30 protein-coding genes are annotated in these 26,726 nt (G+C 61.5%); 10 read left to right on the forward strand and 20 right to left on the reverse strand.

Going from position 1 to position 26,726, the window contains the following annotated elements; all coding sequences use genetic code 11:
* Positions 1 to 59: 59 nt before the first annotated feature.
* Entirely contained in the window at positions 60 to 326 is a 267-nt protein-coding gene (locus ACQ4WZ_RS24780; protein WP_101483908.1) for a hypothetical protein, read from the reverse strand.
* A gap of 172 nt (positions 327 to 498) precedes the next feature.
* Here ACQ4WZ_RS24780 and ACQ4WZ_RS24785 point away from each other — a divergent pair, with 172 nt between their 5' ends.
* Complete coding sequence (locus tag ACQ4WZ_RS24785) at positions 499 to 951, forward strand: hypothetical protein (protein WP_101483907.1); 453 nt, start codon at positions 499 to 501, stop codon at positions 949 to 951.
* Positions 952 to 954: 3 nt separating this feature from the next.
* On the opposite strand, the gene ACQ4WZ_RS24790 is transcribed toward ACQ4WZ_RS24785, so the two are convergent.
* Both ACQ4WZ_RS24790 and ACQ4WZ_RS24795 read right to left on the reverse strand, forming a co-directional pair.
* The gene (locus ACQ4WZ_RS24790) at positions 955 to 1,302 is read right to left on the reverse strand and encodes an antibiotic biosynthesis monooxygenase family protein (RefSeq protein WP_101483906.1); all 348 of its coding nucleotides are present in this window, start codon (positions 1,300 to 1,302) and stop codon (positions 955 to 957) included.
* Complete coding sequence (locus ACQ4WZ_RS24795) at positions 1,299 to 2,414, reverse strand: cytochrome P450 family protein (RefSeq protein ID WP_436574739.1); 1,116 nt, start codon at positions 2,412 to 2,414, stop codon at positions 1,299 to 1,301. Before ACQ4WZ_RS24795 ends, ACQ4WZ_RS24790 begins: the two co-directional genes overlap by 4 nt.
* A gap of 76 nt (positions 2,415 to 2,490) precedes the next feature.
* Here ACQ4WZ_RS24795 and ACQ4WZ_RS24800 point away from each other — a divergent pair, with 76 nt between their 5' ends.
* From ACQ4WZ_RS24800 to ACQ4WZ_RS24820, 5 genes are all read left to right on the forward strand, one after another.
* The gene (locus ACQ4WZ_RS24800; RefSeq protein ID WP_133988621.1) at positions 2,491 to 3,189 is read left to right on the forward strand and encodes an ArsR/SmtB family transcription factor; all 699 of its coding nucleotides are present in this window, start codon (positions 2,491 to 2,493) and stop codon (positions 3,187 to 3,189) included.
* A gap of 139 nt (positions 3,190 to 3,328) precedes the next feature.
* The gene (locus ACQ4WZ_RS24805; protein ID WP_436574803.1) at positions 3,329 to 4,183 is read left to right on the forward strand and encodes a DUF3667 domain-containing protein; all 855 of its coding nucleotides are present in this window, start codon (positions 3,329 to 3,331) and stop codon (positions 4,181 to 4,183) included.
* A 73-nt stretch (positions 4,184 to 4,256) separates the two neighbouring features.
* Positions 4,257 to 4,988, forward strand: coding sequence for an ABC transporter ATP-binding protein (locus ACQ4WZ_RS24810; RefSeq protein ID WP_436574740.1), 732 nt, complete (start codon positions 4,257 to 4,259; stop codon positions 4,986 to 4,988).
* The gene (locus ACQ4WZ_RS24815; RefSeq protein WP_436574741.1) at positions 4,988 to 7,312 is read left to right on the forward strand and encodes a CPBP family intramembrane glutamic endopeptidase; all 2,325 of its coding nucleotides are present in this window, start codon (positions 4,988 to 4,990) and stop codon (positions 7,310 to 7,312) included. Before ACQ4WZ_RS24810 ends, ACQ4WZ_RS24815 begins: the two co-directional genes overlap by 1 nt.
* A gap of 67 nt (positions 7,313 to 7,379) precedes the next feature.
* Positions 7,380 to 9,032, forward strand: coding sequence for a patatin-like phospholipase family protein (locus tag ACQ4WZ_RS24820; protein ID WP_166674639.1), 1,653 nt, complete (start codon positions 7,380 to 7,382; stop codon positions 9,030 to 9,032).
* Between the two features lie 70 nt (positions 9,033 to 9,102).
* Here the strand turns inward: ACQ4WZ_RS24820 and ACQ4WZ_RS24825 are convergent, their stop codons facing one another.
* The 5 genes from ACQ4WZ_RS24825 to ACQ4WZ_RS24845 form a co-directional block, all read right to left on the reverse strand.
* Positions 9,103 to 9,321 carry a YqaE/Pmp3 family membrane protein gene (locus ACQ4WZ_RS24825; RefSeq protein WP_101483901.1) on the reverse strand — a complete coding sequence of 73 codons (219 nt, stop codon included), beginning with the start codon at positions 9,319 to 9,321 and terminating at the stop codon, positions 9,103 to 9,105.
* 80 nt (positions 9,322 to 9,401) lie between these two features.
* On the reverse strand, positions 9,402 to 9,983 hold the full coding sequence (locus ACQ4WZ_RS24830; protein WP_436574742.1) for a TerD family protein: 582 nt from the start codon (positions 9,981 to 9,983) through the stop codon (positions 9,402 to 9,404).
* A 39-nt stretch (positions 9,984 to 10,022) separates the two neighbouring features.
* Entirely contained in the window at positions 10,023 to 10,718 is a 696-nt protein-coding gene (locus ACQ4WZ_RS24835) for a TIGR00266 family protein (protein ID WP_436574743.1), read from the reverse strand.
* A 188-nt stretch (positions 10,719 to 10,906) separates the two neighbouring features.
* Positions 10,907 to 11,482 (reverse strand): TerD family protein, encoded by a 576-nt coding sequence (locus ACQ4WZ_RS24840; RefSeq protein ID WP_034784897.1) that lies wholly within the window; start codon positions 11,480 to 11,482, stop codon positions 10,907 to 10,909.
* A gap of 143 nt (positions 11,483 to 11,625) precedes the next feature.
* On the reverse strand, positions 11,626 to 12,705 hold the full coding sequence (locus ACQ4WZ_RS24845; RefSeq protein WP_101483898.1) for a DUF475 domain-containing protein: 1,080 nt from the start codon (positions 12,703 to 12,705) through the stop codon (positions 11,626 to 11,628).
* 115 nt (positions 12,706 to 12,820) lie between these two features.
* Between ACQ4WZ_RS24845 and nhaR the strand changes: the two genes are divergently transcribed.
* Positions 12,821 to 13,723 (forward strand): transcriptional activator NhaR, encoded by a 903-nt coding sequence (gene nhaR / locus ACQ4WZ_RS24850; protein WP_133988624.1) that lies wholly within the window; start codon positions 12,821 to 12,823, stop codon positions 13,721 to 13,723.
* An 11-nt stretch (positions 13,724 to 13,734) separates the two neighbouring features.
* Here the strand turns inward: nhaR and ACQ4WZ_RS24855 are convergent, their stop codons facing one another.
* Positions 13,735 to 14,754, reverse strand: coding sequence for a serine hydrolase domain-containing protein (locus ACQ4WZ_RS24855; RefSeq protein WP_436574744.1), 1,020 nt, complete (start codon positions 14,752 to 14,754; stop codon positions 13,735 to 13,737).
* A gap of 183 nt (positions 14,755 to 14,937) precedes the next feature.
* Here ACQ4WZ_RS24855 and ACQ4WZ_RS24860 point away from each other — a divergent pair, with 183 nt between their 5' ends.
* Both ACQ4WZ_RS24860 and ACQ4WZ_RS24865 read left to right on the forward strand, forming a co-directional pair.
* The gene (locus ACQ4WZ_RS24860; protein ID WP_101483895.1) at positions 14,938 to 16,272 is read left to right on the forward strand and encodes an MFS transporter; all 1,335 of its coding nucleotides are present in this window, start codon (positions 14,938 to 14,940) and stop codon (positions 16,270 to 16,272) included.
* Between the two features lie 120 nt (positions 16,273 to 16,392).
* The gene (locus ACQ4WZ_RS24865) at positions 16,393 to 17,733 is read left to right on the forward strand and encodes a hemolysin family protein (protein WP_101484864.1); all 1,341 of its coding nucleotides are present in this window, start codon (positions 16,393 to 16,395) and stop codon (positions 17,731 to 17,733) included.
* On the opposite strand, the gene ACQ4WZ_RS24870 is transcribed toward ACQ4WZ_RS24865, so the two are convergent.
* Genes ACQ4WZ_RS24870 through ACQ4WZ_RS24895 form a run of 6 tightly spaced genes read right to left on the reverse strand, consistent with a single transcriptional unit; the run spans position 17,734 to position 22,896 of the window.
* On the reverse strand, positions 17,734 to 18,810 hold the full coding sequence (locus ACQ4WZ_RS24870; protein ID WP_436574745.1) for an AI-2E family transporter: 1,077 nt from the start codon (positions 18,808 to 18,810) through the stop codon (positions 17,734 to 17,736).
* 42 nt (positions 18,811 to 18,852) lie between these two features.
* Positions 18,853 to 19,446, reverse strand: a complete 594-nt coding sequence (locus ACQ4WZ_RS24875; RefSeq protein ID WP_436574746.1) for an SCO family protein — start codon at positions 19,444 to 19,446, stop codon at positions 18,853 to 18,855.
* Complete coding sequence (gene cyoE, locus ACQ4WZ_RS24880; protein WP_101483892.1) at positions 19,443 to 20,342, reverse strand: heme o synthase; 900 nt, start codon at positions 20,340 to 20,342, stop codon at positions 19,443 to 19,445. Before cyoE ends, ACQ4WZ_RS24875 begins: the two co-directional genes overlap by 4 nt.
* Positions 20,343 to 21,512 carry a COX15/CtaA family protein gene (locus tag ACQ4WZ_RS24885; RefSeq protein WP_101484863.1) on the reverse strand — a complete coding sequence of 390 codons (1,170 nt, stop codon included), beginning with the start codon at positions 21,510 to 21,512 and terminating at the stop codon, positions 20,343 to 20,345.
* Between the two features lie 18 nt (positions 21,513 to 21,530).
* The gene (locus ACQ4WZ_RS24890) at positions 21,531 to 22,160 is read right to left on the reverse strand and encodes an SCO family protein (RefSeq protein ID WP_101483891.1); all 630 of its coding nucleotides are present in this window, start codon (positions 22,158 to 22,160) and stop codon (positions 21,531 to 21,533) included.
* Positions 22,141 to 22,896, reverse strand: a complete 756-nt coding sequence (locus ACQ4WZ_RS24895; RefSeq protein WP_101483890.1) for an SURF1 family protein — start codon at positions 22,894 to 22,896, stop codon at positions 22,141 to 22,143. Before ACQ4WZ_RS24895 ends, ACQ4WZ_RS24890 begins: the two co-directional genes overlap by 20 nt.
* Positions 22,897 to 22,932: 36 nt before the next feature.
* On the opposite strand from ACQ4WZ_RS24895, the gene ACQ4WZ_RS24900 reads away from it, so the two are divergent.
* Positions 22,933 to 23,133 (forward strand): twin transmembrane helix small protein, encoded by a 201-nt coding sequence (locus ACQ4WZ_RS24900; protein ID WP_101483889.1) that lies wholly within the window; start codon positions 22,933 to 22,935, stop codon positions 23,131 to 23,133.
* A gap of 122 nt (positions 23,134 to 23,255) precedes the next feature.
* Here ACQ4WZ_RS24900 and ACQ4WZ_RS24905 read toward each other — a convergent pair whose 3' ends face one another.
* The 5 genes from ACQ4WZ_RS24905 to ctaD form a co-directional block, all read right to left on the reverse strand.
* Positions 23,256 to 24,116: a cytochrome c oxidase subunit 3 gene (locus tag ACQ4WZ_RS24905; protein ID WP_101483888.1), complete on the reverse strand. Its 861-nt coding sequence runs from the start codon at positions 24,114 to 24,116 to the stop codon at positions 23,256 to 23,258.
* Positions 24,117 to 24,156: 40 nt separating this feature from the next.
* Entirely contained in the window at positions 24,157 to 24,363 is a 207-nt protein-coding gene (locus ACQ4WZ_RS24910; protein WP_101483887.1) for a DUF2970 domain-containing protein, read from the reverse strand.
* Between the two features lie 9 nt (positions 24,364 to 24,372).
* Positions 24,373 to 24,933: a cytochrome c oxidase assembly protein gene (locus ACQ4WZ_RS24915; protein WP_101484862.1), complete on the reverse strand. Its 561-nt coding sequence runs from the start codon at positions 24,931 to 24,933 to the stop codon at positions 24,373 to 24,375.
* 13 nt (positions 24,934 to 24,946) lie between these two features.
* Entirely contained in the window at positions 24,947 to 25,063 is a 117-nt protein-coding gene (locus tag ACQ4WZ_RS24920; protein WP_216350353.1) for a cytochrome oxidase small assembly protein, read from the reverse strand.
* Between the two features lie 68 nt (positions 25,064 to 25,131).
* On the reverse strand, positions 25,132 to 26,718 hold the full coding sequence (ctaD, locus tag ACQ4WZ_RS24925; RefSeq protein WP_133988628.1) for a cytochrome c oxidase subunit I: 1,587 nt from the start codon (positions 26,716 to 26,718) through the stop codon (positions 25,132 to 25,134).
* Between the last annotated feature and the right edge of the window lie 8 nt (positions 26,719 to 26,726).

Here is a 26,726-nt window from a genome sequence, read left to right on the forward strand (position 1 = left end):
GCAAGGCGCCTTTTAGTTTTATTACTTGATGTTTATCAACAGATAAACATGGCAGCTCATTAAGCTGCAGCCAAGCCCTTGACCAGGATTTCGGCGACCAATTCATTCAGATCTGCGCCGCGCTCCTTGGCCAGGGTCTGCAATTGCAAGACCAGATCGCTGTTCAGCTTGACGGCGAATGGCACCAGGCCCAGGGCCTGATCGCGCTTGCGCTGCTCGCGGCGGTCGACGACCACCGCTTCCTTACCGAATGCACCGGCGCCGGGAACATTCATCTTTCCCATCAGTTTCTTGGCATCGCTTTTCGCCAGGGCAGTTTTTTTCATGGTTGTTTCCTGATTTTCAAAACAGCCATTCTACGCAGTAATCGGCGCGCCGCGCGGCCGGCGCATCAATTCATCCGCAACGCGCCTATGGCGCGCCAGGAAAATATCATTTTGTTATTATTATCCCATGCGTGGACGCCGCGCCAGGGACGTTCTACCTGAAAGGAAAAACATGCCTAATCTGACCCGCTTTTGCCCTACCCTGTTACTTCCCCTGTTTTTTGCCTTCCTGGCAGCGCTGGCTGGCTGCGGCGCAGCCGGCAGCACCGGCGACGCGGAAAACACGCCGCGCAGCGTTACCCACGTGCTCTCGCCAGGCCAGCAAGTCGCCATTACAGCCACCGACACCCTGAAACTGGAGCGTGTCAACGACAGCCGCTGCCGCAAGGGTGCCGTGTGCGTGTGGAAAGGCTACGTCAGCTACAGTTTCAGCTTGCTCAACAGCGCGGGCGCCACGGACATCGTCTTGTCCGATTCCATGCCCGGCGCCGCCAGTTCCGTCAGCATCAGGCACCTGACGTTCACGCTGCTCGACGTCGACCCCGCCACGCCGCCCGCCCTGAACGCGGCCGAGCCCACGTACCGGGTCAAAGTAAAAATCACGCAGGGGGCGCTTCCCCGCTAAACGCTAGGCATCGTGGCGCTGGCGGCTGTCGGTGGGCGCCTGTTGCCGGTCAAGCATGCCGTAATCACGTACCACGGCGGCAATACGCAGCCGGTAATCATCAAACACGCCGTACCGGCCGGCCGACTGCGCCGCGCGGTGCGCCTCGCGCTGCCGCCACTGCGCCAGCGCCGCCTCATCGCGAAAGAAGGATAGCGACAGCAATTTGCCTGGCTCGCTCAGGCTGCTGAAGCGTTCGATGGAAATGAAACCGTCGACCTCGTCGAGCAGGGGCCGCAACGCGGCCGCCAGGTCCAGGTACTGCTGGCGCCCTCCGGCGCTGGGCCAGACTTCGAAAATCACGGCGATCATGCTATTCCTCCCGCGCAAAAGACAGGGATGCGGGCGTTCAGCGACGGCAAATAACTCCACGCCAGCGGCATGCGCTCCAGGCCCTCGGCCCATGCCTGCAGGCAAGCCGTGGCGATCACATGCGCGATAGCCTGGCCCGGACAGGCGTGGCGGCCATGGCCAAAGCCTGCCTCCGTATGGCCGGCGCTGGCCAGCACGACGACGATCATCTGCCCGGCCGGCACGCACACGCCATTGAACTCCACGTCTTCCACCGTGTAGCGGCGCGTGTTGTGAATGGCGGGATCCTGCCGGCTGACCTCGCGCAACATGGCTGGCCACAGCTGTGGCGCCGCACGCAGTCGCGGCAGAAAGTCCGCTTGGGTGCGCAAGGCCACGATGGCATTGCCCAGCAAGCCGGCCGTGGCGTCGCAGGTCTGCGACAGCAGACCCACCAGATTGGCCAGCACGCCGCCCGATGCGTGCCAGCCTGCCTGCCGCGCCCCGGCGACAATATCGTCCAGCAAGCTGCCGGGCAGCACCTCTCCCTCCCGCAGCAACACCGTGAAGCGTTGCAATAGCGCCTCGGCTGCCGCCTGCGCTCCGGCCAGCTGCGCGCCATTGCTCAGCGGCGACAGGCAGGCGACGAAATCGCGCGTCCAGACGGCCAGCAGCGGCCATTGCGCTGGCGCAAAACCCAGCAAGTCCGCCATGACGAACAGGGGCAGTTCGAACAACGCATCATTCAGCCGGGTGGCGCTGCCGGGCAGCTGCTCTTGCGCCAGATGCAGGGTGCGCGCATGCAGGCGCGCCAGGTCCACCTGGCCCAGCGCACGCGCCAGCACCTGTTTCGGCCCGGCATGCCGCTCGCCATCGTTCATACGCACCAGTTCGGCAAAAATCGCGCCGCACGGCGTGCCCGCCAGCTTGTGCGGCACGCCCTGTCCAGGCGGGCGCACGCGGCAGGCGGGATGCGCCAGCACGGCCTGCACGCCGGCCATGCCCGTCGCCAGCCAGCCATCGAGCTGCGCCTCGAATCGCAGGGGCGGACCGTCCGCCAGGCGGCGATAGTAGTCATACGGCGCCGCGTGGGTGACGGCAGAAATAGGATCGGTGGGATCAGCGAGCGGCATGCGCATTCCGTTGCAGTGAGATAGGGACACGAGTATGCTGCTCCTCCCGCTACAACACTTCGCCCGCGAACGAATCATGGATGACAGCACCCTTCCCCACACGGCCGATGTACGCCTGGCACAGCTGGCAGGCGCCATCGCCGAACCGGCGCGCGCGCGCATGCTGTGCAGCCTGCTCGATGGCCATGCACGTACGGCCACGGAATTGGCGGCACTGGCCGAGGCCGGCGCTTCGACGGCCAGCGCCCATCTGGCGCGCCTGCGCGACGATGGCTTGCTGTCGATGGTGGCGCAGGGCAAGCACCGCTATTACCGCCTGGCCAATGCAGAGGTGGCACGGGCGCTGGAAGCGCTGCTGGTGGTGGCCGGCGTGCCGGCAATGCCCTTTACGCCCACCACGCCGGACCGCTTGCGCCATGCGCGCACCTGCTACGATCACATGGCCGGCACCGTCGCTGTCACCCTGCACGACCAGTTGCACGCGCAAGGCTGGCTGCTGGACGATGGCGGAGAATATCGCCTGTCCGAAGCGGGCGCGGCCGGCATCGCGGCCCTGGGCATCGACGTGCTGCAACTGCAGCTGCAGCGCCGCCGCTTCGCCTGTGCCTGCCTGGACTGGAGCGAACGGCGCGCCCACCTGGGTGGCGCGCTGGGGGCGGCCATCCTGCAACTGGCCCTGCGCCAGCGCTGGGCCGAGCGCGAACTCGACAGCCGCGCCCTGCACCTCACACCGGCTGGCGAACGTCGCCTGCTGGCCGCCTTCGCTGGCGGCTGAACGGCGTAGGTATTTTGTATCTCTGGAGCAACTACGGCGAGAAAAATGCCCTTTTATCATTGTTTTCATTCATCATATGCTGCGCTCTTGAGCGCTCATTTTTCCCTTTCGGCTATAGAAAGAGTCCATCTTGAAAACAGTGTCGTCCAGCGCAAGTCCCGCCAGCACCTGCCATAACTGCAACACCGACGCGCCAGGCAACTTCTGCAGCGCCTGTGGCCAGGCCACTACCCTGCATGTGCCCAGCGCGCGCGAATTCCTGCATGAATTTGTCGCGCATTATGTGGCGCTCGAAGGCAAGCTCTGGCGTACCCTGGCCCTGCTGCTGTTTCGCCCCGGCGCGCTGACGAATGAGTACATTACAGGACGCCGCGTGCGTTACGTCGAGCCGCTGCGCGTCTACCTGACCTTCAGCATCCTGTTCTTTGCCATCCTCAAATTTGGCGACTTCGAATTCCTGCAGGTACACAATGGCGTGCAAGTCCAGGAGAGCGCCCACGTCTCCCCTGCGGCGCCAGAAAACCGGCCATCGCAGATGCAGATACGCATCCTGGGCCAGACACCCACGCTGCCACATCAGTGGCAGGACTTTCAGCAACTGCCCGCGGTCGGAAAACAAAAGCTCATCAGGGAAAGCTTTTTCCATTACGCACCGTACGCCATGTTTTGCCTGATGCCGCTGTTCGCCCTGTATCTGAAGATCCTCTACCTGGGCAGCGGGCGCCGCTATGGAGAGCATTTCCTGTTCGCCCTGCATACAAATGCCTTCGCGTTCGTCACGATGGCGCTGATGACCCTGATCCCCATCGATTTCGTCCGCCTCATGCTCGGCGCCTGGCTGCTGGCCTATCTGCCCTGGGCCATGTGGCGGGTGTATCCGAGCGGAAAATTCGCTACCCTCTGCCGCTGGGCGCTCCTGATAACGGCATATGGCCTGACCATGAGCGTGGCGATCATCTCCTGCATCGCCACAGGCGTCATGCTGCACCATTAAAGGCGCAGGCATCCCTGCGGACGGCGAGTGTCAGGCTATCATCCTGCCATCGACCTTTTTTGCGGGATGCTTGATGATTACCTTTGAAAGCTTGTCCAAACAGTACGGCACGTTCGAGGCCGTCAAGCCGCTGACCTTGCAGGTAGGCAAGGGGGAAGTCTTCGGCTTCCTGGGTCCGAACGGGGCCGGGAAGACCACCACCATCCGCATGCTGATGGGCATACTCGTTCCCAGCAGCGGCCGTGTCCTGGTCGATGGCCTCGATTGCCACAGCGACGGCGCCGCCGTCAAGCGCAAGGTGGGATATCTGCCCGACAATCCCATCTTTTACGATTATTTGCGGGGCCGTGAAATCCTGCAGTTCGTGGCCGAAATGCATGGCTATCCACGCGCCGAGGCCGCCGTGCGCACGGCGCGGCTGCTGAAGGAGTTCGGCCTGGACGAGGCGAGCGAAGATTTTGCCGTCAACTACTCGCTGGGCATGAAAAAAAAACTGGGCCTGGCCTGTGCGCTGATCCACGATCCGGCCGTGCTGATCCTCGACGAGCCGATCAACGGCCTCGACCCGCGCGCCTCGCGCGACGTACAGGAACGCTTGCTGCGCATCGCTGCGGCCGGCACCACGATTTTTGTCTCCACGCACTTGCTCGACATGGCGCAAAAGCTGTGCAGCCGCGTCGCCATCATTCATCGGGGCGCCCTCGTTGCCACGGGCAGCCTGGACGATATCCGCCATCAGCTATCCAGCGAGGGCAGCCTGGAAGACATTTTCCTGCAACTCACCGATGAAACGGCCACCGCGTGATGCCCGTGCCACCCGACAACTGGCGCGCCGTCTGGCTGCTGACCCGCTTGCGCCTGCAGCGCCTGCTCAACGTCAGCGGCCGGGGCTTTTCCTTCCAGAAAAACAATACAAGCCGCGCCGCCACGCCCGGCAAGAGACGGGGGCGCTGGCTGCTGGGCGTGCTGCTGGTACTGCCCATGCTCTTTTCCTTCGGCAATATCGCCCGCCATAGCCTGCTGAACATGCATTGCCTGCTGGACCAGGTGGCCGCCTGCCAGGCCAAAGGCAGCATGCAAACCAGCAGCCAGTTGCTCGACCCCGTCATCAACCAGCTCATCCACACTCCCTTCAGCGCGCTGCTGATGGGCGGCCTGACCCTGCAGTTGGCGCTGTTGTGGCTGGTCAGCGTCCTGCTGCCGCTGGGTATGGGAGAGTTGTCGAAGCCGGACTGGGACCTGGAATGGCTGGTCACCCTACCCGTCGAGAAAAGTACCATGCTGTGGGCGCGCGTGCTCGAACGCACGGTCGTCAATCCAGCCGGCTTGCTGGCCTTGTGGCCCAGCACCACCGTGATCGCCTGGTATTCGGGCCAGGGCTGGCTTGCACCACTGTCCGGACTGCTCGCCAGCCTGCTCCTGCTGGCCCTGGCCGCCATGCTGCGCACCCTGGTCGACACGGGCTTGCGCCTGTCGCTCAGCCCTGCCCAGCTGGGCAACCTGCAGGCATTGATCTCGGTAGCCGGCCTGTTTCCCATGTATATGGGCATGTCCTTCGGCGTAGGTACGGGCGGCTACGCGTATACGTGGGCGACCACCATGCCCGCCTGGAGCGCCTGGACGCCGCCGGGATTGCTGCTGCGCCTGCTCAATGCATCCGACCTGGCAGCAATGCTGCTGCCAGCCGTCTTGCTGCTGGCGCAAGTACTGCTGTTGATGTGGCTGGGCATGGCCATCCTGCGCCACCAGCTGCGTCACGGCGTGGTCGGCGCGGGCCAGCGCGAGGCCAGCCGCAAGAGTGCCCCGATAGCGCTGCCTGCCGGCACGTGCTTCGCGCGCATCGGCACGGTGATACAGCGCCGTGAACTGACGCTGCTGGCACGCGACCGTAACTTCATGGTGCAAACCCTGCTGCTGCCCCTGCTGATCCTCGGCGGCCAGGCCCTGTTTACGGGCCAGGCGCGCAACCTGCACGCGCTGCTGGAGCATCCCGTCCTGCTGGTCTCCACCGGCTTTTTCCTCGGCACCTATGTGCTGATGATGTCGGCCTTCCAGACCCTCAACAAGGAAGGCGGCGCGCTGTGGCTGCTGTACACCTTTCCCGTCAGCGTCGAGCAGGCGCTGCGGCAAAAGGCGCAGCTCTGGGCCGTGCTGGCCCTGCTCTACCCGGTGATGCTGTTTGGCGCGGCGCTGGCCTGGCTGCCAGCCTGGTCCTGGCAGACGGCGGGGCTGATGCTGCTGGCCCTGGCCGGCATTCCCATGTACGCGGTGATCGCCGTGGCGCTGGGTGTATTTGCCAGCGACCCGCTGGCCACCGAGGCAACGGCGAAGATGCGCCCCACGTATATGTATCTGTATTTGCTGCTCACCGGCCTGTACGTCGCCGCGCTGGCGGCCGGCAGCCTGGCGCAGCAGTTGGCCTTCGTCGTGCTGACGGCGGCGCTGGCTGTGGCCCTGTGGCAAAAGGCGCGCGATGAAGTGCCTTACCTGCTCGACCCGGCCGCCTCGCCGCCAGCCAAAGTTTCCGCGTCGGACGGCCTGATCGCCGCCATGCTGTTTTTCACCTTGCAGACCCTGGCCTTGCTCCTGCTCAAAGGCAAAGTGGCCGAACCACTGGCGCAAGTAGCCATCGCTTTCGGCGGCGCCGGCGCGCTCACGTACGCGCTGGTGCGCCTCGTGTACTGGCGCAGCAAGACGGCCGACGTGCCGCGCATCGGAGCAGGCCGGCACCCCGGGCGCTGGGGTGCGGCGGGCGCGGCCGTGGCGGCCCTCTGCGGCATCGCCTACGCACTGCTACTGCAGCCGCCTGCGGCAGCGCCCTTGGGCGGCAATTCGTGGAACGGCATGTGGCTGCTGGGCTTGACGGTGCTGGCCGCGCCCCTGTGCGAAGAATTCATCTTCCGCGGCCTGATTCAGGGCGGCCTGCGCCGCTCGCTGCCCGCCTGGCAAGCGATCGGTATCGCCGCCGCCCTGTTTGCCATCGTGCATCCTCCCGCGTCGATGCTTCCCGTGTTCGTGCTGGGCCTTTGCACGGGACTGGCGTACGAGCGCAGCGGATCGCTGCTGGCACCCATGCTCGTGCATGCGGGCTATAACGCGGCCATTCTGGCGTTTCAGCTGGGCAGGTAATGCTTATTTGCTAGAATCGCACACGTTTCCGTCCGTATCCCAAGCAATGACTACGCACAGACCACGCATGCATCCACCTTTGTTCGCATCCTTTATCCTCCTTGCGCTGCTGAGCGGCTGCACGGTACTCGCCCTGCGCCCCAACAGCGGCGTCGAAAACCGCACATTTACGGTGCAGGAAGCACCGCGCCTGCGCATTGACGCGCCCAAGGCGCGCATCCAGAAGCCCATGCCCAACGACCACTTCATCGGCATCGCCCTGTCCGGCGGCGGTAGCCGGGCGGCCAATTTCTCGGCCGCCTCGCTGGAGCAGCTGGAAGAATTCGGCCTCGTCAGCGGCGCCTCGGCCATTTCCGGCGTCTCGGGCGGCGCCATCGCGGGCGGCTACTATGCGCTGCACGGCAAGCAGACGGACTGGCCCTTGCTGCGCAGCAAGCTGAAAACGGATTTCTTCGGCCAGACCATCCTGAAACCCGCCAACCTGACGACGATGTTGTTGACGAACAAGACGCGCACATCGTTCCTGTCCGACGTGTTTGACGATGTGCTGTACGATAAAAAAACCTACCAGGACTTGCCGCATGACGGCCCCATCTTCCTGGCCAATGCGACGGACGCCACCGATGGCGGCAAGCGCGTGGTGTTTTCCTATGAGTATTTTTACGGCACCCTGCATTCGCCGATCCAGGATATCCGCCTGGCCACGGCTGTGGCCACCTCGGCCGCTTTTCCCGGCGTGTTCGATTCCGTCACCTTCGAGCGTTTCCGGCCAAAAAACAGTTTCGTGCCGGAACTCGGTTCCGAATCGCGCGAATCGCCGTCCTACGTGCATCTGTTCGACGGCGGTGCGGCGGATAACCTGGGCGTGGAAACCCTGTGGGACGTGGCCCTGACGCAGCTGTATGGCAACGACATGGCCGTCGTGCCGCCGCGCCTGAACAGCAAGCCCTTCATCCTCATTTCCATCGATGCCAACGCGCCCAATTCCAGCGCCGTGTTTGAAAAGATGTCGGACGAACGCCAGCCACTGGACCGCATTTTCAACAAGAATATCTACGATGCCGTCGACGCGCTGTTTTCACGCCAGCGCAAGGAAAACCTCGTCAAGATGGGCTTTGGGCAAGCCCGCTTCGACACCATCACGCATGAAAACTTTGGCGACCTGAGCCAGAAATTCGTCAAGGGCAAACGCACTTCGGCCTTTGCCATTCCCGTGCTGTGCCGCCCCCACCTGGGCCAGTACCGCTGCGAAGTCGATGCGGCCGATCCCTTGCCCGGCCAGATCCGCACGCGGCTGGAAGGCTTTGCCTGGCATATTTCCATCGACCAGATCGCCTCGCTGGCGCTGCGCCTGTCCAGCGGCGATGCGCGAGTCGATGGGGCGCGCAAGGAAGAGCGCGCCGCCCTCGTCAAGCTGCAACGCCTGGCCACGCAGACAAAAACCCATTTGAAACTGACGGGCCCGGAAAACTGCAGCCCGGACGTCTTGCAATCGGCCCTGTACAGCGCCGCGCGCGTACTGATCCTCGACGATGAGGAATCGCGCTTCGCCCTGTGCGACTACATGCTGGCGGGCCGGCTGATCAATGACGACACCGTCTGCAAGCAGCGCTATGTGCACGCCGTGCCCCGCTTTGCCATCGAAAGCGAAGATTTGCAGTACCGCAACCTGAGTTCGGACGGCAATTCTGTGAATGTGCCGATACGCTGCAAAAAGTGAGCGCGCACAAAAAAGCCCGCACGATCGCTCGTGCGGGCTTTAGCGCAAGGATTCCAAGCGCCCGGTTGACTTAGATCAACCGACTACGCCTGCGCATGTAGCTGCGGCTTAATGCACCTTCCAGTTCCTGCTCCGTTTTATGCTGGTTCACCGTGTACAGGGCCCACAGGGCCGCCGGCGCCCAGCCGATCACAGTGCACTGCAAAATCAAGGCGGCGGCACCGGCCAGCGTGCGCCCCAGCATGAAAAACGTGAGACACGGAAATAGCAAGGCTATCAGCAATCGCATCACGACATACTCTCCTTCAATATAGAGCAGCGGACAAGGGCCGGTATCCGGTCCGTCCCCCGCCCGCTGCGTACTGCTCCTTATAGATGCACGGAAATTTGCGGCATCAAGTCGTCAAAAGTGCGACCGTTGCCGTTTTCTCCGATGGCGTGCATCTTCCATTCGCCGTTATGGCGGTACAGCTTGGCCATGATCTGTGCCGTGTGGGAACCTTGCACAGACAGGTTGAAACGCGCGACTTCCTGGTTATTGCTGGCATTCAAGATGCGGCAATAGGCGTTTTCCACCTGCGAGAAGTTCTGGCCAGTAAAGCTGTTGACGGTGAAGACCAGGCTTTTCACGTTCGCCGGCACTTTCGACAGATCGACATTGATCTGTTCGTCGTCGCCATCGCCCGCGCCCGTGCGGTTGTCGCCCGTGTGGACAATGCTGCCGTCCTTGCTTTTCAGCTGGCGGAACCAGACGATATCGGACGTGCTCTTGTTTTCATCGAACATGACGCACGAGGCGTCCAGGTCGACGGCTTCCGTCTTCGAACCGAAACCCAGGAAACCCTTGGTCTTCACGGCATCCCAGCCCAGGCCCATGGTGATATGGGTCAGGGTGGCACCAGCTTCTTTGTCCAGAGAAATCTTCTGGCCTTTGCTCAAATTGACAGACATACGCATTGCTCCTGTTTGGTTGGTTACATCAACTACGTGTTACGCCGGCTTGCTTTGGGTCCAGGCGAGGAAGGCCGCGCGATTGCGCGAGCATACGAGGATTTTCCCCGTGCCTGAAAACTTCAGCACCATGCCCTCGCCGCTGGTCTGGCTATTGATCAAATTACCCAGAAAGCCGCCGCTGCTGCCGGTCGTCATGGAAATTTCGTATTGCAGGCGGTTATCCCAGCACACGACGTGGGCGTTATCGATCACCACGTCCTTGCCAGGCGTTACTTCCAGTATCGACATCGCGCCAAAACCGGACACCGCCAGTTGGCCGCTGCCTGCCGTCTCGGTGATGAAAAAACCACCGCTCTGGGCAAACAGCGCATTGCCAAGGCTTTGCGTGCGCACCTTCAATTCCACGCCAGAACTGGCCGCCACGAAGGCGCCGTCGCTGATCATGTATTGCTGGGCGCCCACCTCGAGCACCCGCATCGCGCCGGGCAAGGTGGGCGACAGCAGGCAGTCGCCGTCGCCCCGCATGGCCTCGATATGCTGCTGAAAGAACGATTCCCCGTTGGCAAAAGTGCGCATCAGCGCCGCGCCTATGCCGCCAGTCATCTTGCCTTTCAGCTCAAGATTGGTTTCCATCATCACCATCGCGTTGGATTCGCAATAAATCTTCTCGCCTTTGGCAAGCGACACATGCAGGAACGGGTCGACGTCCCCGGTAATATTGAAAACTGGCATACAACTGTTCCTTCCTTGACGATGATGATGGTGTCGGGCTAAACCGCCGCCCTTACTACAGAATAACGGTGCCGCACAAAACCGTAGCGAGCGGATGTGATTTGTGGCCGAGAAGCGCAACCGTACTTTAGTACGGTGAGCATCGCCGGCCGCAAAGCGCACCGCGCAGTAGGTTTGGTGTGGCTACCTTACACACCGACGCCGAACGAGGCTGCCAAAGGACCCAGACCGCCCTTGTAGCCCTGGCCGATGGCCTTGAATTTCCAATCGGCGCCATTGCGGTAGATTTCACCGAAGACCATGGCCGTTTCCGCCGAACCGTCTTCCGACAGGTCGAAGCGGGCGATTTCCGTGTTGCCGTTGGCATTCACGCAACGCACGTAAGCCTTCGATACCATACCAAAGTTTTGCTTGCGCGCTTCGGCATCGTGGATCGTCACGCAGACGGCGATCTTGTCGATCTCGGCTGGCACGGTGGCCAGGTCGACGATGACGGTTTCATCGTCGCCATCGCCGGCGCCGGTGGTGTTGTCGCCCGAGTGGGTGACGGAGCCGTCGCTCGATTTCAGGTTGTTGTAGAAAATCATGTCGACGTCGGCGCGTACCTTGCCATCGGCCTTCAGCAGGAACACGGAACCGTCGATGTCGAAGGCGGCGCCGTCGGTGGCGCGGGCATCCCAGCCCAGGCCGATGATCATTTTCGAAATGCCAGGAGCTTCCTTGCTCAGGTTGACGTTGCCGCCTTTTTGCAGACTGATTGCCATGATGTATTTCTCCTATGTGAAATAAAGTCCAGCTAATGAAATAAATAACACCTGGCGCCCTCCACCGGCCTGACTCCCCAGGCCGGCGGCGACGCTTGCTACAACTTGCCGACAAACCGGTGTAGTCGTTTGCCGCGCATTCTTTAGGCTACTGTTGCCTTGACTGGTTCCAGCGCTTCCATCTTGCCTTCTTCGAGGGCCATCCTGCGCTTGTAGCGGATCGACGACCACAGCGAGGCGAGAATGAAGGCCACACCGATCAGACCCGTGAAAATCTCGGGAATGTGGAACTTCATGCTGACCAACATGATCACGGCCAGGATACCGATCGCATAGTGCGCGCCGTGCTCCAGATAAACGAACTCGTCGAGCGTACCCTTGCGCACCAGGAACACTGTCATCGAACGCACGAACATCGCGCCAATCGCCAGACCCAGCATGATGATCACGACATCCTTGGTGATGGCAAACGCGCCGATCACGCCGTCAAAGCTGAACGAGGCGTCGAGCACTTCCAGGTACAGGAAGCCGCCAATACCGCCGCGCTTGATGATGTCGCCCATGTTGCCGTCGCCGTTATCGCCTTCCAGCAAGCCACTGATCACATCGACGCCCACGTAGGTCAGGATACCCCACAGGCCGGCCGTCAAGACCACCAGCTTCTGGCCTTCTTCGATCATCGACAGGCTGACCATCAGGGTACCCAGCGCGATCATCACGGAAATCGAGGAGATCTTGCCCAGCGCGCCCAGTTTTTCTTCAATACGGCCCAGCCAGTGCGTTTCTTTTTCCGAGTCCAGCAGGAAGTTCAGGAACACCAGCAGCAGGAAAATGCCGCCGAAAGCCGCCACTTCCGCATGGTGATTCGTCAGGTGCATCGAATACTGTTCCGGGTTGCTCAGGGCCAGATTCCACACTTCCATCAAGCCCAGGTCCGCCGCTTGCGCCACGATGACCAGCGGGAACAGCAGACGCATGCCGAACACGGCGATGATGATACCCACGCCCAGGAACAGGTTCTGCCAGAACTTGTCCCAGTTCTTCAGCACCGAGGCATTGACCACCGCGTTGTCAAACGACAGCGACACTTCCATCACGCCCAGGATCACCGCAATGCCCAATGCCGACAGCATGGTCGACACGCCACCGTGCGTGTAACCCCACCAGGCGGAAATTCCCAAGCAGATAAATGTCACTAAAAATGACACTCTGAAATGTTTCATCGATAGTTCCCCTTTATCCAAATTCAATGGAACGTAGTATAGGGATGTGTGACACATTTAAAAATAGAAGATAATGGAAGTATTACTTCGTAAAAACAGAAGATAGGCCCTCACGATGAAAACTACCGGTTTCAATTACCGCCATTTGTATTTCTTTTGGGTAGTCGCCAAGGAAGGCGGCGTGACGCGCGCGGCCGAACGCCTGGGCCTGGCCGTGCAAACCATCAGCACCCAGTTGGCCTTGCTGGAAAAGGAACTGGGCAAGTCCCTGCTGCAGCCGCAGGGACGGCGTTTGGTGCCGACGGAAGCGGGCCGGCTGGCGCTCGGCTACGCGGACCAGATTTTCCTGCTCGGTGAACAGATGCAGGAAGCGCTGGCCGACACCGACGCGGAAAAGATGCGCCTGACCGTGGGCATTTCCGATTCCCTGCCGAAACTGATGGCCTACCGCATGCTCGACGCCACGCGCAGCCTGGACAAGCCCGTCAAGCTGGTGTGCCTGGAAGATGAATTCGAGTCCCTGCTGGCCGACCTGGCCCTGCACAAGCTGGACCTGGTATTGACGGACCGCGCCGTGCCGGCCGGCGCCAGCCTGCGCGTGTCCAGCCACCTGTGGGGCGAAAGCGCCATGAAGCTGTTCGCCATCCCCGCGCTGGCCGAACAATACCGCGATAATTTCCCGCACAGCCTGCACGGTGCGCCATTTCTGCTGCCCGCGCGCAATAACGCCCTGCGCGGACGCATCGACGAATGGATGGTGCAGCAGGGCGTGCGCCCCGACGTGGTCGGTGAATTCGAAGACAACGCCATGCTCAACGCCTTCGGCCGCAAGGGCCTGGGCCTGTTCTTCGCCTCGGCCAGCCTGGCGGCCGATATCGAGGAGCAATTCGGCGCCGTGCTGGTCGGTGACGCCTCGTCCCTGCGCGAGCAGTTTTACGTCATCTCGAACGAACGCAAGATCATGCACCCGGCGCTGGACGTGATCCTAGCGGCCGTGCCCGGCCGCGCCGTGCACTGAAGCGGCACTGATCAGGCGTCCAGATCGGTGGCGATGGCTGCCAGCCAGGCCGCCTGGTCTGGCTCGCAGCTATCCACGTTCGCCAGCTGGATCACGGACAGGCCTGCCTCGGGCACGCGCAGCAGCAAGGCACGGAAACCCCACAGCCCGCCGTCATGGAACACCACCGCACGTCCGCCATGCTCGATTTGCTCCAGGCCAAAGCGGTAGGACCAGCTTTGGCCATCGGGGCCCGGCGTTTCGGCCAGCTGCGCACGCACCAGGCTGGCCGGGTCGTGGTACTGGCGCTGCCAGTCGCGCTCCCACAAGACCAGGTCGTGCAGCGAGGCATACACGCCGCCGTCACCGACCGTATTCGCATTGCCCAGGTGCTGGCGATAGGCGCACGCTTGCGCAGGATCAACGGTATAGCTGCGCACGCGCTGCGGCATGACAGCTTGCCGGTCGACATCAAATGCCGTGGCGTGCATGCCCAGCGGCGCAAACAGGCGTTCGCGCGCCTGCGTGGCCAGCGGCTGACCAGATACCACCTCCACCAGTTTGGCCAGCAAAATGTAATTGCAATTACTGTAGGCATGCGCGCTGCCGGGCGGGAACGTCAGCGCGTCCATCCGGGCGATCAGGCGCAGCAGCAGCGCATTGTCAAAGTAATCGCTGTCGTGGCGACCCAGCTGGCACGCCAGGTAGTCAAAATAATCGGGAATGCCGCTGGTGTGATTGAGCAACTGGCGCACCGTGATGATGGCGCCGAACTGCCGCACCTCGGGCAGATGGGACGCCACGTCATCGTCGAGGCCAATGGCGCCACGGCGCACCAGGTCCAGCACGCAGGCTGCCGTGAATTGCTTTGATTCCGAGGCCAGGTAGTAACGCGACTGCGCCGTCAGGGGCACGCCCAGTTCCAGGCACGCCAGGCCGTGATGCAGCTCCAAAATGGTCTCGCCGTCGCGCAGGATCAGCGCGCTGAAACCGGGGCCGTGCGCCGGCAGGCTGGCTTGCAGGGCAAGAAAGTGGCTAACAAGATTTTTCATGGCGCGATATTAGCATGTAGACAAGGTTACTTCCGCGCCATATTCATTAGTTAAACCGATAAATCCATTCGAAAATAACGTTTGAATAATCAATCAAAAGCGATTGTAATGAAGCCTGAGACAAACACGCGCCTATCCCTCGCCGGAAGGGCGCGACCACCATAAAAAAACAGGAGCGGCACCATGTCCACGGCAGGCAAGACGATCGATATTCCCGATCTCATCAATAACAACAAGATCGGCTCCTTCCAGATCGGCATGCTGATTCTGTGCGGGCTGTGCGTCATCATGGATGGCTTCGACGTGCAGGCGATGGGTTATGTGGCGCCCGCCATCATCGCCGACTGGCATGTCAGCAAGGCCAACCTGGGCCCCGTGTTTGGCGCGGGCCTGTTGGGCATGCTGGTCGGCTCGCTTGTCTTCAGCATCACGGCCGACAAGTTCGGCCGCCGCCCCGTACTGATCGGCTCGACCATCTTCTTTTCGCTGTGCATGCTGGTCACGCCGCTGGCGACGAACATCGAACAATTGCAGCTGATCCGTTTCATCACGGGACTGGGCCTGGGCGCCGTGATGCCAAACGCCATGGCGCTGGCCGGCGAATACAGCCCCCTGCGCAAGAAAGTCACGCTGATGATGCTGGTCTCGTGCGGCTTTACCCTGGGCGCCGTGCTCGGTGGCCTGTTGTCCGCCGCGCTGATTCCCGCATTCGGCTGGCAATCCGTGTTTTACGTGGGTGGCGTGGTGCCGCTGGTGATCGGCGTGCTGATGTTCTTCCTGTTGCCGGAATCGATGCAATTCCTGGTATTGAAGAAACGCAAGCTCGACAAAGTGGCGCAGTGGCTGAAACGTATCGATCCGACCGTGAGCATCACGGCCGACACGCAATATGTCGTGCATGAGAAGGCACACAAGGGCGCGCCCGTGCTGCAATTGTTTACGGGTGGCCGCGCGAAGATGACAATTCTGTTGTGGGTCATCAACTTCATGAACTTGCTGAATTTGTATTTCCTGTCGAACTGGCTGCCGACCATCGCCAAGGAAGCGGGCCTGTCCACGGCCAACGCCGTGCTGGCGGGCACGGCCCTGCAAGTGGGCGGCACCATCGGCACGCTCGTCATGGGCCAGCTGATCGACCGCTCCAGCTTCCGCCGCATCCTGCTGCCATGCTTTTTAGTCGCCGCCGTGGCGATTGCCCTGATCGGCCGTCCCGACGTGTCGCTGGCCTTCCTCTTCATCACCATCTTCATCGCGGGCTTTTGCGTGGTGGGCGGCCAACCTGCCGTCAACGCCCTGGCGGCAAGCTACTACCCGACCACCTTGCGCTCGACGGGCATAGGCTGGAGCCTGGGCATCGGGCGTATCGGCTCCATCATCGGCCCCGTGCTCGGTGGCGAACTGATCCGCCTGAACTGGCCCAACAGCACGATTTTCCTCGTCGTCGCCATCCCCGCCATCGTCTCGGCCGTCATGGTCTTTGCCATGCGCGGAGGACCGCAAACGGCGGCCAAAGGCTGAAAAAGCGGGAATAACCCAGCGCGCGCCACCGCCTGCAGGGGCGGGGGGCGCGGCTAAATTAGGTTATGCCGCCCTTCGTCGTTTAAGATGACGTTTTTACAGCCCATCTTCAGCGCCCCCATGCACAATGTCTTGCTAGTCCTGCTCGCCCTCTTCCTGGTCGCGCTGAACGGTTTTTTTGTTGCCGCCGAGTTTGGCATCGTTACATTACGGCGCACGCGCATTCGCGCCATCGCCAAGACACAGGGACTACGGGGCCGCATCCTGTCCAAGGTGCATGGCCAGCTGGACGCCTACCTGTCCGCCTGCCAGCTGGGCATTACCCTGGCCTCGCTGGGCCTGGGCTGGGTCGGCGAACCGGCGTTTGCCGGCTTGCTGGAGCCGCTGTTCGGCGCCGTCGGCGTCACTTCGCAAGAACTGATCCACGGCGTGTCTTTCGTCGTCGCCTTCAGCGTCATTTCCTTCCTGCACATCGTCGTGGGCGAACTGGCGCCCAAATCGATGGCCATCCGCAATCCGGAAGCCGTCGGCCTGTGGAGCGCGATTCCCCTGTATGGTTTCTATTGGGCCATGTATCCAGCCATTTACCTGCTCAACGCCAGCGCCAACTGGGTGCTGCGCATGGCGGGCCTGTCCGGCAAGGGCGGCCACGACGCCCATTACTCGTCCGAAGAGCTGAAACTGATCCTGCGCACCAGCCAGCCGGGCGAAAAATTTACGCGCGACGAGCGCAACATCCTGGCCCAGTCGCTTGATTTCGAACAAATGACGGTGTCGGACCTGATGCGTCCGATCAATGAAGTGATCGCCCTGCACGCGTCGAGCACCCTGGAAGAAAACCTCGACACGGTGCTGCGCAACCGCTTCAGCCGCTACCCGTATTTCGACATGAATGAAGACGATGTGCTAGGCGTGGTGCACCTGAAAGACCTGTTCTTTGCCCAGCAGGCGGGTAAACCGATCACCTCGTTTACGCCCTTCCTGCGTCCCGTCGATATCATTTCCGCGCGCACGCCGGCGCTGGAACTGTTCCGCCGGTTCCGAGATGGCGCGCCCCACTTCGCCCTGATCGGCGAAAAGGGCAAGCGCCCGCTGGGTTTCATCACCCTGGATAACTTGCTTGGCGCCATGGTGGGCGAAATCCGCGATGAATTCCGCCGCAATGAAAACGACTGGCTCAAGCAAAGCGACGGCACCCTGATCGGCAAGGCCAGCCTGCCCATCTTTTCGCTCGAACGCATCCTCGGCATCGATATTGAAAACGAGGAACTGGGGCTGGACGATGTGGAATCGGTGGGCGGCTTGATCATGGTCAAGCTGGGGGACATTCCGAAGCAGGGCCAGCGCATCACCTTTGTCGACTTCGACATCGTCGTCAAGAAAATGAACGGGCCCCGCATCGTACTGATCAAGGTAATCCCCAAGCAGGAGCGGGATCTGGATGCGGATTTAAGAGACTGATTACTTCTTGCGCGTCAGCGTATCTTTGCCCTGTGGCACGGTGGTCTCTCCCACCGTCCACGTTTGCAGCAAACTGTACAGCACCGCCAGCAGGGTCGGGCCGATGAAGATGCCGACGAAGCCGAAGGCCAGTACGCCGCCCAGCACGCCCAGCAGCACCAGCAAAAATGGCAGGCTGCTGCCGCGGCTGATCAGCATGGGCTTGACGACATTGTCCACGCCGCTGATCAGCAGCGCGCCCCACACCACCATGAAAATACCCCAGCCCGTCTGCCCTTCCGTAAACAGCCAGATGGCGGCACCGCCCCAGATCAGGGGCGGCCCCACGGGGATCAGCGAAAAGATGAAAGTGGCCACGCCCAGCAACGCCACAGCCGGCACGCCGGCGATCAAAAAACCCACCACGGCCACCAAAGCCTGCGCCAGCGCCGTGCCCAGCAAGCCGTACATGACGCCGCGCACGGTGCGGCTGATGGTCAGGCCCACGCCCGGTGCGCTGTCGCCGATGATGCGGCCGGCGCCCGTCATCAGGGCACGGCTCAGTTGCTGGCCGTCGCGGTAGAGGAAGAAGCTGACAAACACGGCCAGGCTGGTCTGCGCCAGGCCCGTGCCCAGCAAGATGCCGCCGGAAGCGAGGAAATGGCGCGCCGGCTCCAGCATGGTCTTACCCAAATTCAATAATTCTTCGCGGTCTTCCAGCAGGCGCCGCACATAGCCATCGATGGTTTCGCCCACCACGGGAATGCTGGACAGCCAGGCCGGAGGATGCAGGCCGCCCGATTCCAGCGCGACGCGGATCTGCTCGTACACGCGCGACACATTGTCGGCCAGGTTGTAAGTGACGAGGGCCAGCGGCAGCACGATGACGAGGATCAGGGACACGGTCATGATGGCGGCCGCCCAGTTGCGCCGGCCTTTCAGACGCTCCAGCAAAAGGATATACAGGGGCCAGCTGGAAATGCCCACGCAGGCGGCAAACAGCATGGCGGCCAGGAAGGGCCGCAGGACGAAAAAGCAGCCGATCAGCAAGAAGATGATGGCTGCCAGGCGTGCGTGAGGCTCGAAACGTTTATCCATGTACTGCAAATCCTGAAGATGGCGCCCGGGGGCGCGACCGGATCAGGATAGCAGAAGTTTAAGATCGTGCGCGATGACGGCAGGTTTTTCGCCGTGGCGCACGAACAGGCGGATCTTGCCTTCGCGGTCGAACACATAGGTGCCGGCCGTGTGGTCGACCGTGTAGCTGCTATCCGTTTCGCCCTCGACCTTGGCGTAATACACTTTGAATTCCTTAGCTACCTTGGCCGTCGCGGCGGCGTCGCCATACAGGCCCACGAAGCGCTTGTCGAAGGCGGGCACATACTGCGCCAGCAATTGCTGCGTGTCGCGCTCGGGGTCGACGGTGACGAACAGTACTTGCACCTGCTCCGCCTGCGGCCCCATTTCCCGCATCACTTGCGCCATGTCGGCCATGGTAGTGGGACACACGTCCGGGCATTGCGTGTAACCGAAGAACATCAGCACCAGCTTGCCCTTGTAATCGGCCAGGGTGCGCGGGTGGCCCGTGTGGTCCGTCAGCGCGAACTCGCGCGCATAGCCCAGGCCCGTCACGTCCGTATTCTTGAATGCCAGCTTGGGCGCGGCCGGCTTGCCGCAGCCGGCAAGGACGGCGACCAGGGCGGCCGCCAACAACAAGGTCAGGTATTTTTTCATGTTCCGAGGGGAATATAGTGGTCGACCAGCAAGGCTGCGAACAGCAATGCCAGGTAAATGATGGAATACGTAAAAGCTTTGCGCGCGATCAAGTCCGTGTAGTGGCGGTACATTTTCCACGAGTAATACAGGAAACCGGCATTGAGCAGCACGGCCGAGACCAGGTAGATCAGGCCGCTCATGCGCACGGCAAAGGGCAACAAGGTGGTGGCGGCCAGCGCGATCGAGTACAGCCAGACGTGAAATTGCGTGAATTTCAAGCCGTGCGTGACGGGCAGCATGGGCAAGCCCGAACGCGCATAATCGTCGCGGCGGTACATGGCCAGCGCCCAGAAGTGCGGCGGCGTCCACACGAAAATGATCAAGACCAGCAGCCAGGCCTGCATCGGCACGTCGTTGGCGACGGCAGCCCAGCCCAGCGCAGGCGGCATGGCGCCGGACAGGCCGCCGATGACGATATTTTGCGGCGTGGCCGGTTTCAGCACCATGGTGTAGATCAAGGCGTAGCCGACAAAGGTGACAAAGGTCAGCCACATGGTCAGCGGATTGACGAGGTTATACAGAATCGCCATGCCCAGGCCGCCGATCACCAGCGCGAACACCACCGTCTGCTTGACGGTGATGTCGCCCATGGCCATCGGGCGGCGCGCCGTGCGGGCCATGCGCGCATCGATTTCGCGCTCGGCCAGGCAGTTGACGGCAAACGCGGCGCCTGCCAGCAGCCAGATGCCGACGGTGCCAAACACCACCGCGCGCCAGTCCGGCAACTCCTCGCTGGCCAGGAACATGCCGATGACGGCGCAAAACACGGCCAGTTGCGTCACGCGGGGCTTGGTCAGCGCCCAGTACTGGGCGATGCGGGGGGATGGTTTACGGCTGATGGTCTGAGTAGTCATTTATGCGATACGGGAAGAACTGGCTGGTGCCGAGGGCACTGGCGCGGAGGCGGAAGCAGATTTCCGCGCTACATCGAGTTGGAATTTAGCCTTGTAGTTTAACATGGTCAGCAACAACACGAGCAGCGCCGCCCCGCCGTTATGCAGGACGGCAATCGACAATGGCCAGCTCAGGTAGATCGTCGCCAGGCCCGTGGCCGCCTGCAAGGCCAGCACCAAGGCAAGCCAGCGGGCCGTGCCGCGCAAGGATGGAAGTTTCCACGCGCGCAACACTGTATAGCCGACACCGGCCAGCACGATGAAGGCGAAATTGCGGTGCACCCAGTGGATGGCTGTCAGCGCTGAAAACGGCAAGTAATGGCCGGCGGCCGTCTTGCCCAGTTCGCGCCACAAATGGAAACCATGCTCGAAATCCATCTCCGGAATGACTTTGCCGCCGCACAGGGGGAAATCCGTGCAGGCCAGGGTGGCGTAGTTGGTGCTCACCCAGCCACCGAGCGCGATCTGCATGGTGAGCAGCACGAGCGACATGACGGCCAGCGCGCGCACGGGGCGCAGCACGGACGCATCCGCATCGGCGCGCAGCAAGGGTTTGACGGCATGGTCCTGGCGCCCGCCCAGCCACGTCAGCATGGCCAGCAAGCCCATGCCCAGCAGCAAGTGGATGGTGACGATCACCGGCTGCAGCTTCAATGTGACGGTCCAGGCACCGAACGCGCCCTGCAGGCAGACGAACAAAAACAGCGCCGTCGGCAACGCCGGGGCAAATTCCTGGCGTTTGCTTTTCTTCCACTGGCGCCACGCCTGCACCATCATCGCCACGATCAGCACGCCAATGGCCATGGCCAGATAGCGGTGCGTCATTTCGATCCACGCCTTGACCACCGTCACGGGTCCCGTCGGCATCAGGGTTTCCGCCGCCACGATGTGCTCGTGCGCGAGGAAAGGATTGGCGGAACCATAGCAGCCTGGCCAGTCAGGACAACCGAGGCCCGAATCGGACAGGCGCGTAAAGCCGCCAAACATGATCAGGTCGACCGTCAAAAAGACGGCGATCCACACGAGCTTGCGGTATTTGTTGGCGTCCGCGGACACCCAGACCATGGTCAACGGCAGCAGCGCCACCAGCAGACCCGTCAAGCCCAGCTGGGCCAGCGCAGAGAGATGCATCGTCGGCATGCAGACTCCTTAACCGATCGCCGAAGCTTTGAGCAGCTTGGCGATGTCTTTCTTGATCTTGTTCGGGTCCGCATCTTTCGGAAAGCGCATCATCAAATTGCCCAGCGGATCGATCAAGTACAGGTGGTCGCTGGTCTTGCCTCCCGCCTCCACGGGCAGCCAGGCTTTCAGGGCGTCGTTATTCACGCGCAGCATGCTGGTGCCGTCGAATTCGCGCATCACGAGCGTGTCGAGCGGCTGCGCATCCGTCACCAGCCAGACCCGTTCAAGGCGTTCGCGCTCCTTGCCCTGCATCAGGCGCAGTTGTTGCATGTCAAATAATTGCTTCTTGCATGCTTCCTGGCAATCGGACGGCCCCGTTTGCAGCAGCACCCACTTGCCCTTGAACTGCGCCAGCGGCGCGGCCTTGCCGTCGAGTTCTGTCACCTGCAACGCCTCCTCCGGTATAGGATGCAGGCGCGGGTCGATCAGGGCGCCGTAATTGTTGCGGCCCGTGGGCTTGATGATGTAGTACGTGAAATACGAGGCGATGATGGGAAAGGCGCACACGGCCACCACGGCCAATAGTTTCCACCGACCCGTGTTCTGTAGCTGCTTGCCGGTGCTGTCTTGTGTTGTTTCAGGGCTGTTTGTTTGCACGTCGAAATCCTGTAAAGACAAAAAATAAAAAAGCCATCAGTGCCAGTGCATACCACTGGAATGCGTAGCCGCGGTGCTTGTCCGCGCCCAGGTCGGGTGCCGGCCAGTCACGCACGGGAAGCGCGCTGGCCGCTGGCGGCGCTGTCAGATCAACTGGGGCGACTGTTTGTTCGATGAGGAAGGGCTGCAAGGCCAGGCTGCTGGCCTGTGCCAGCTGGCCGATGTCGGCATTTTGCACGATGGCGTGCGGCGCCAGGGGCGGCGCCGTGCCCAGTTCCATGACATGGCCAGCGTTCAGGCGCGCGATGCCGCTGATGGTCACCGTGCCCGTGGGCGTGGCGTAGTCGGGGATGCGCGTGCGCTCGGCGTTGTTGCGCGGCAACCAGCCCTGCGCCACCAGCACGTGCATCCGGGAACCGTCGATCTGGAAGGGAGTGAGCACATGGAAGCCGGCCTGGCCCTTGTAGGGACGGTTGTCCAGGTAGACCGTCCAGGCGGGCAGGAAACGGCCCGTGACGGTGACGCGGCGGTATTCGATCGCTTGCGCATCGGCCGGCAGCAAGGGCACGGCCGTCAATGCCAGCGGTGCGGCCTGGTTGCCAGCCTCGAGCCGGGCGGCGCGGGCGATTTTCTCGTCGCCACGGCGCTGCTGCCATTGCGCCAGAGAAATACCCAGCGCCACCAGTAGCAGCATTACAACAAATGGAATCCATCTAAAATGGAAGCGGATACGCATTACAATGAAACCTCCTCAAGCCTGGCGCTACCATCCATGAAAATCCTCGTTGCCATTGCCTTCATCCTGATTCTGGGCAGCCTGGGCTCGGCCCTGTTCTTCCTCATGCGCGACAAGGGCAAGAGCAACCGCACCGTGCAGGCGCTGGCCATGCGCGTGGGCTTCTCGATCACGCTGTTCCTGCTGATCCTGCTGGCGCATCATCTGGGTTACATTCAGCCGACCGGCATACATTAAGCTTCTTCTTGCCTGATTGGCAAATTCTTCACGCTAAGAAAAAAGCCGTACCCAGGATGTCCCGGTACGGCTTTTTTTGTGGTGCAGGCGCAAGCGTCAACGACGCACGCCCTGCCCCGCCATTATAACCAATACACGACCACGTACAGTCCCAGCCAGACGACATCGACAAAGTGCCAGTACCAGGCCGCGCCTTCGAAGCCGAAGTGGTGGTCGGGCGTAAAGTGGCCCTTCAGCACGCGGTACAGGATGACGGACAGCATGATGGCGCCCAGAGTCACGTGGAAGCCGTGGAAGCCCGTCAGCATGAAGAAGGTGGCGCCGTAGATGCCGGACGTCAGTTTCAAATTCAGTTCGCTGTAGGCGTGCATGTATTCATACACCTGAAAGCCCATGAAGACGGCGCCCAGCACGATGGTGGCGAACAGGAACAGCGCCGTCATGGCGCGGTGGCCGGCGCGCAGCGCGTGGTGCGAGATGGTCAGGGTCACGCCCGACGTCAGCAGCAAGGCCGTATTGATGGTCGGAATCCAGAACGGCGTCATGGTGGTAAATTCCTGCACCGTGCCTGCCGGGCCCGTATTGCCCCATTGGGCGGCGAAATCGGGCCAGATGACCTTGTGGTCGAGGTCAGCCAGCCATGGCATCGAGATGCTGCGCGCATAGAACAGAGCGCCAAAGAAGGCGGCGAAGAACATGACTTCCGAAAAGATGAACCAGCTCATGCTCCAGCGGAAGGAGTGATCGATGCGCTCGCTGTACAGGCCCTGCTCCGATTCGCTGATGGCGTCGCCGAACCAGAAATACAGCACCAGCAGGATGCCGGCGATGCCCAGGTAATTCACGTACGGGCCCCAGGAGACGTCGTTGACCCAGGCCGAGGCGCCGATCATGGTCAGCAGCAGGCTGGCGCCGCCCAGCATGGGCCAGCGCGACGGGCCGGGCACGAAATAATAAGGTACGGCGGCGTGGTTGGAACTCATCATCATCTCCTCAAAAACTTATAGGGTGGTTTTTTATAATTTATAAAACGACGAATTTAACAATCGAAATCAGGATGCCGATCAGGCAAGCCACCACCAGGAAACCGGCGATGACGATGTGCACGGGATTGAGCTTGGCCGAATCCGTGTCGAAATCGCTCTTGCGGCGCAGACCCGTGAATGACCACACCACGGCCCGCAGCGAATACAGGAACGACGCTTTTTCAGGCTGCTTGGGTTCGCCCATGACACTCTCCTATTGGACGGCCGGCGTTTGAGCCTGGCTCAGACCGGCGATCTCGAAAAACGTGTACGACAGGGTGATGGTTTTCACCTCTTTCGGCAGCGCCGGATCGAGGAAGAACACCACCGGCATCTGCCGCGCTTCGTGGGGTTTCAAGGTCTGCTGCTTGAAGCAGAAGCACTCGACCTTCTTGAAATGCGGCGTGGCGCTCTGCGGCGCATAGCTGGGAATGGCTTGCGCATTGACGACGCGGTTTTGCGTGTTGACCACTTCATACATGACGGTCACCAGTTCGCCCGGATGCACCCGCATGCTCGACACGGTCGGGCGGAAGCGCCATGGCCCCTGGGCATTGCCGTCGAACTCGACGGTGATGCTGCGCGTCGTATCGACCTGCGTATTGTTATCGTAGGCCACCGTGCCATCTTTTTGCGTCAGCACATTGATGCCCATCACTTCGCAAATCTGCTTGTAGACGGGAATCAGGGCATAGCCAAAGCCAAACATCAGGATGGCAATGACGATCAGCTTGCCCAGCATCTTGCGGTTCAGGCCGCGTGTTTCCTGTTGCATCGGCGTCGTCACGTCAGAGCCACATGCGCTTGACAAATACGGACAGGAAGAAGAAGGCCGCCAGGGCCCCCAGTATCAGCCCCGTACGCAGGTTGTTGGGTTTCTTGCGCTCAGTTTTTACTTCGGTCATGGCAGGCACTCTATTCAAAGGGGCCGGCAGCAGCGCCGGCCCGTGACACTGGCATACATTGACGATGACTACTTGACGGTTGGCGGCGTTTCAAACGTGTGGAATGGCGCAGGGCTCGGCACGGTCCATTCCAGGCCTTCCGCGCCTTCCCATGGTTTCGCTGGCGCAGCTTTGCCGCCGCGGATGGTCGGCAAGACCACGAAGAACAGGAAGTACACCTGCATCAGGCCAAAACCGAAGCCGCCGATCGAGGCGATCATATTGAAATCCGTGAACTGCGCCGGATAGTCGGCGTAGCGGCGCGGCATGCCGGCCAGGCCCAGGAAGTGCATCGGGAAGAAGGTCACGTTGAACGTGATCAAGGACAGCCAGAAGTGGATCTTGCCGCGCGTCTCGTTGTACATATGGCCCGTCCATTTCGGCGACCAGTAGTAGAAGCCGGCGAACAGGGCAAACAGCGAACCGGCCACCAGCACGTAGTGGAAGTGCGCCACCACGTAATAGGTATCCTGCAGCTGGATGTCGATCGGCGTCACCGCCAGGATCAGGCCCGTGAAACCACCCATGGTAAAGACGAAGATGAAGCCCACCGAAAACAGCATCGGCGTTTCGAACGTCATGGAACCCTTCCACATCGTGGCGATCCAGTTGAACACTTTCACGCCCGTCGGCACGGCGATCAGCATGGTCGCGTACATGAAGAACAGCTGGCTCGTCACCGGCATGCCGGTGGTAAACATGTGATGCGCCCAGACGATGAAGGACAGAATCGCAATCGAGGCCGTGGCGTAGACCATCGAGGCGTAGCCGAACAAGGGTTTACGGGCAAACGCGGGCAGGATCTGCGAGACGATGCCGAAGGCCGGCAAGATCATGATGTAGACCTCGGGGTGGCCGAAGAACCAGAAGATGTGCTGGTACATGACGGGGTCGCCGCCACCGGCAGCGTTAAAGAAGGACGTGCCGAAATGGCGGTCCGTCAGGGTCATGGTAATGGCGCCGGCCAGCACGGGCATCACGGCGATCAACAGGTAAGCGGTAATCAGCCAGGTCCAGCAGAACATCGGCATTTTCATCAAGGTCATGCCGGGAGCGCGCATGTTGAGGATGGTAACGATGATGTTGATCGAACCCATGATGGACGAGGCGCCCATCAGATGCATGGCAAAAATCGCCATGTCCATGCCGGGGCCCATCTGCGTCGACAGCGGCGCATACAGGGTCCAGCCGGCAGCAGTGGCGCCGCCCGGCACGAGGAAGGACGTGGCCAGCAGCAGCGCGGCCGGTGGCAGCAGCCAGAACGAGAAGTTGTTCATGCGGGCGAAGGCCATGTCGGATGCGCCCACTTGCAGCGGGATCATCCAGTTGGCGTAGCCGACGAAGGCCGGCATGATGGCGCCAAACACCATCACCAGGCCGTGCATGGTGGTCAGCTGGTTGAAGAATTCAGGGTGAAAGAATTGCAAGCCTGGGTGAAACAGTTCCGTACGTATCATCAGGGCCAGCACGCCGCCCGACAGCAGCATGATGAACGAGAACCACAGGTACAGGGTACCGATATCCTTGTGGTTGGTGGCAAACAGCCAGCGGCGGTAGCCAGTGGGATGGTCGTGGGCATGGTCGTGACCGGCGTGGTCCAAGGTGCTAGTGCTCATGTACGGCT

It is taken from the genome of Janthinobacterium darwini, from assembly GCF_051380905.1.
Lineage (GTDB): Bacteria > Pseudomonadota > Gammaproteobacteria > Burkholderiales > Burkholderiaceae_D > Janthinobacterium.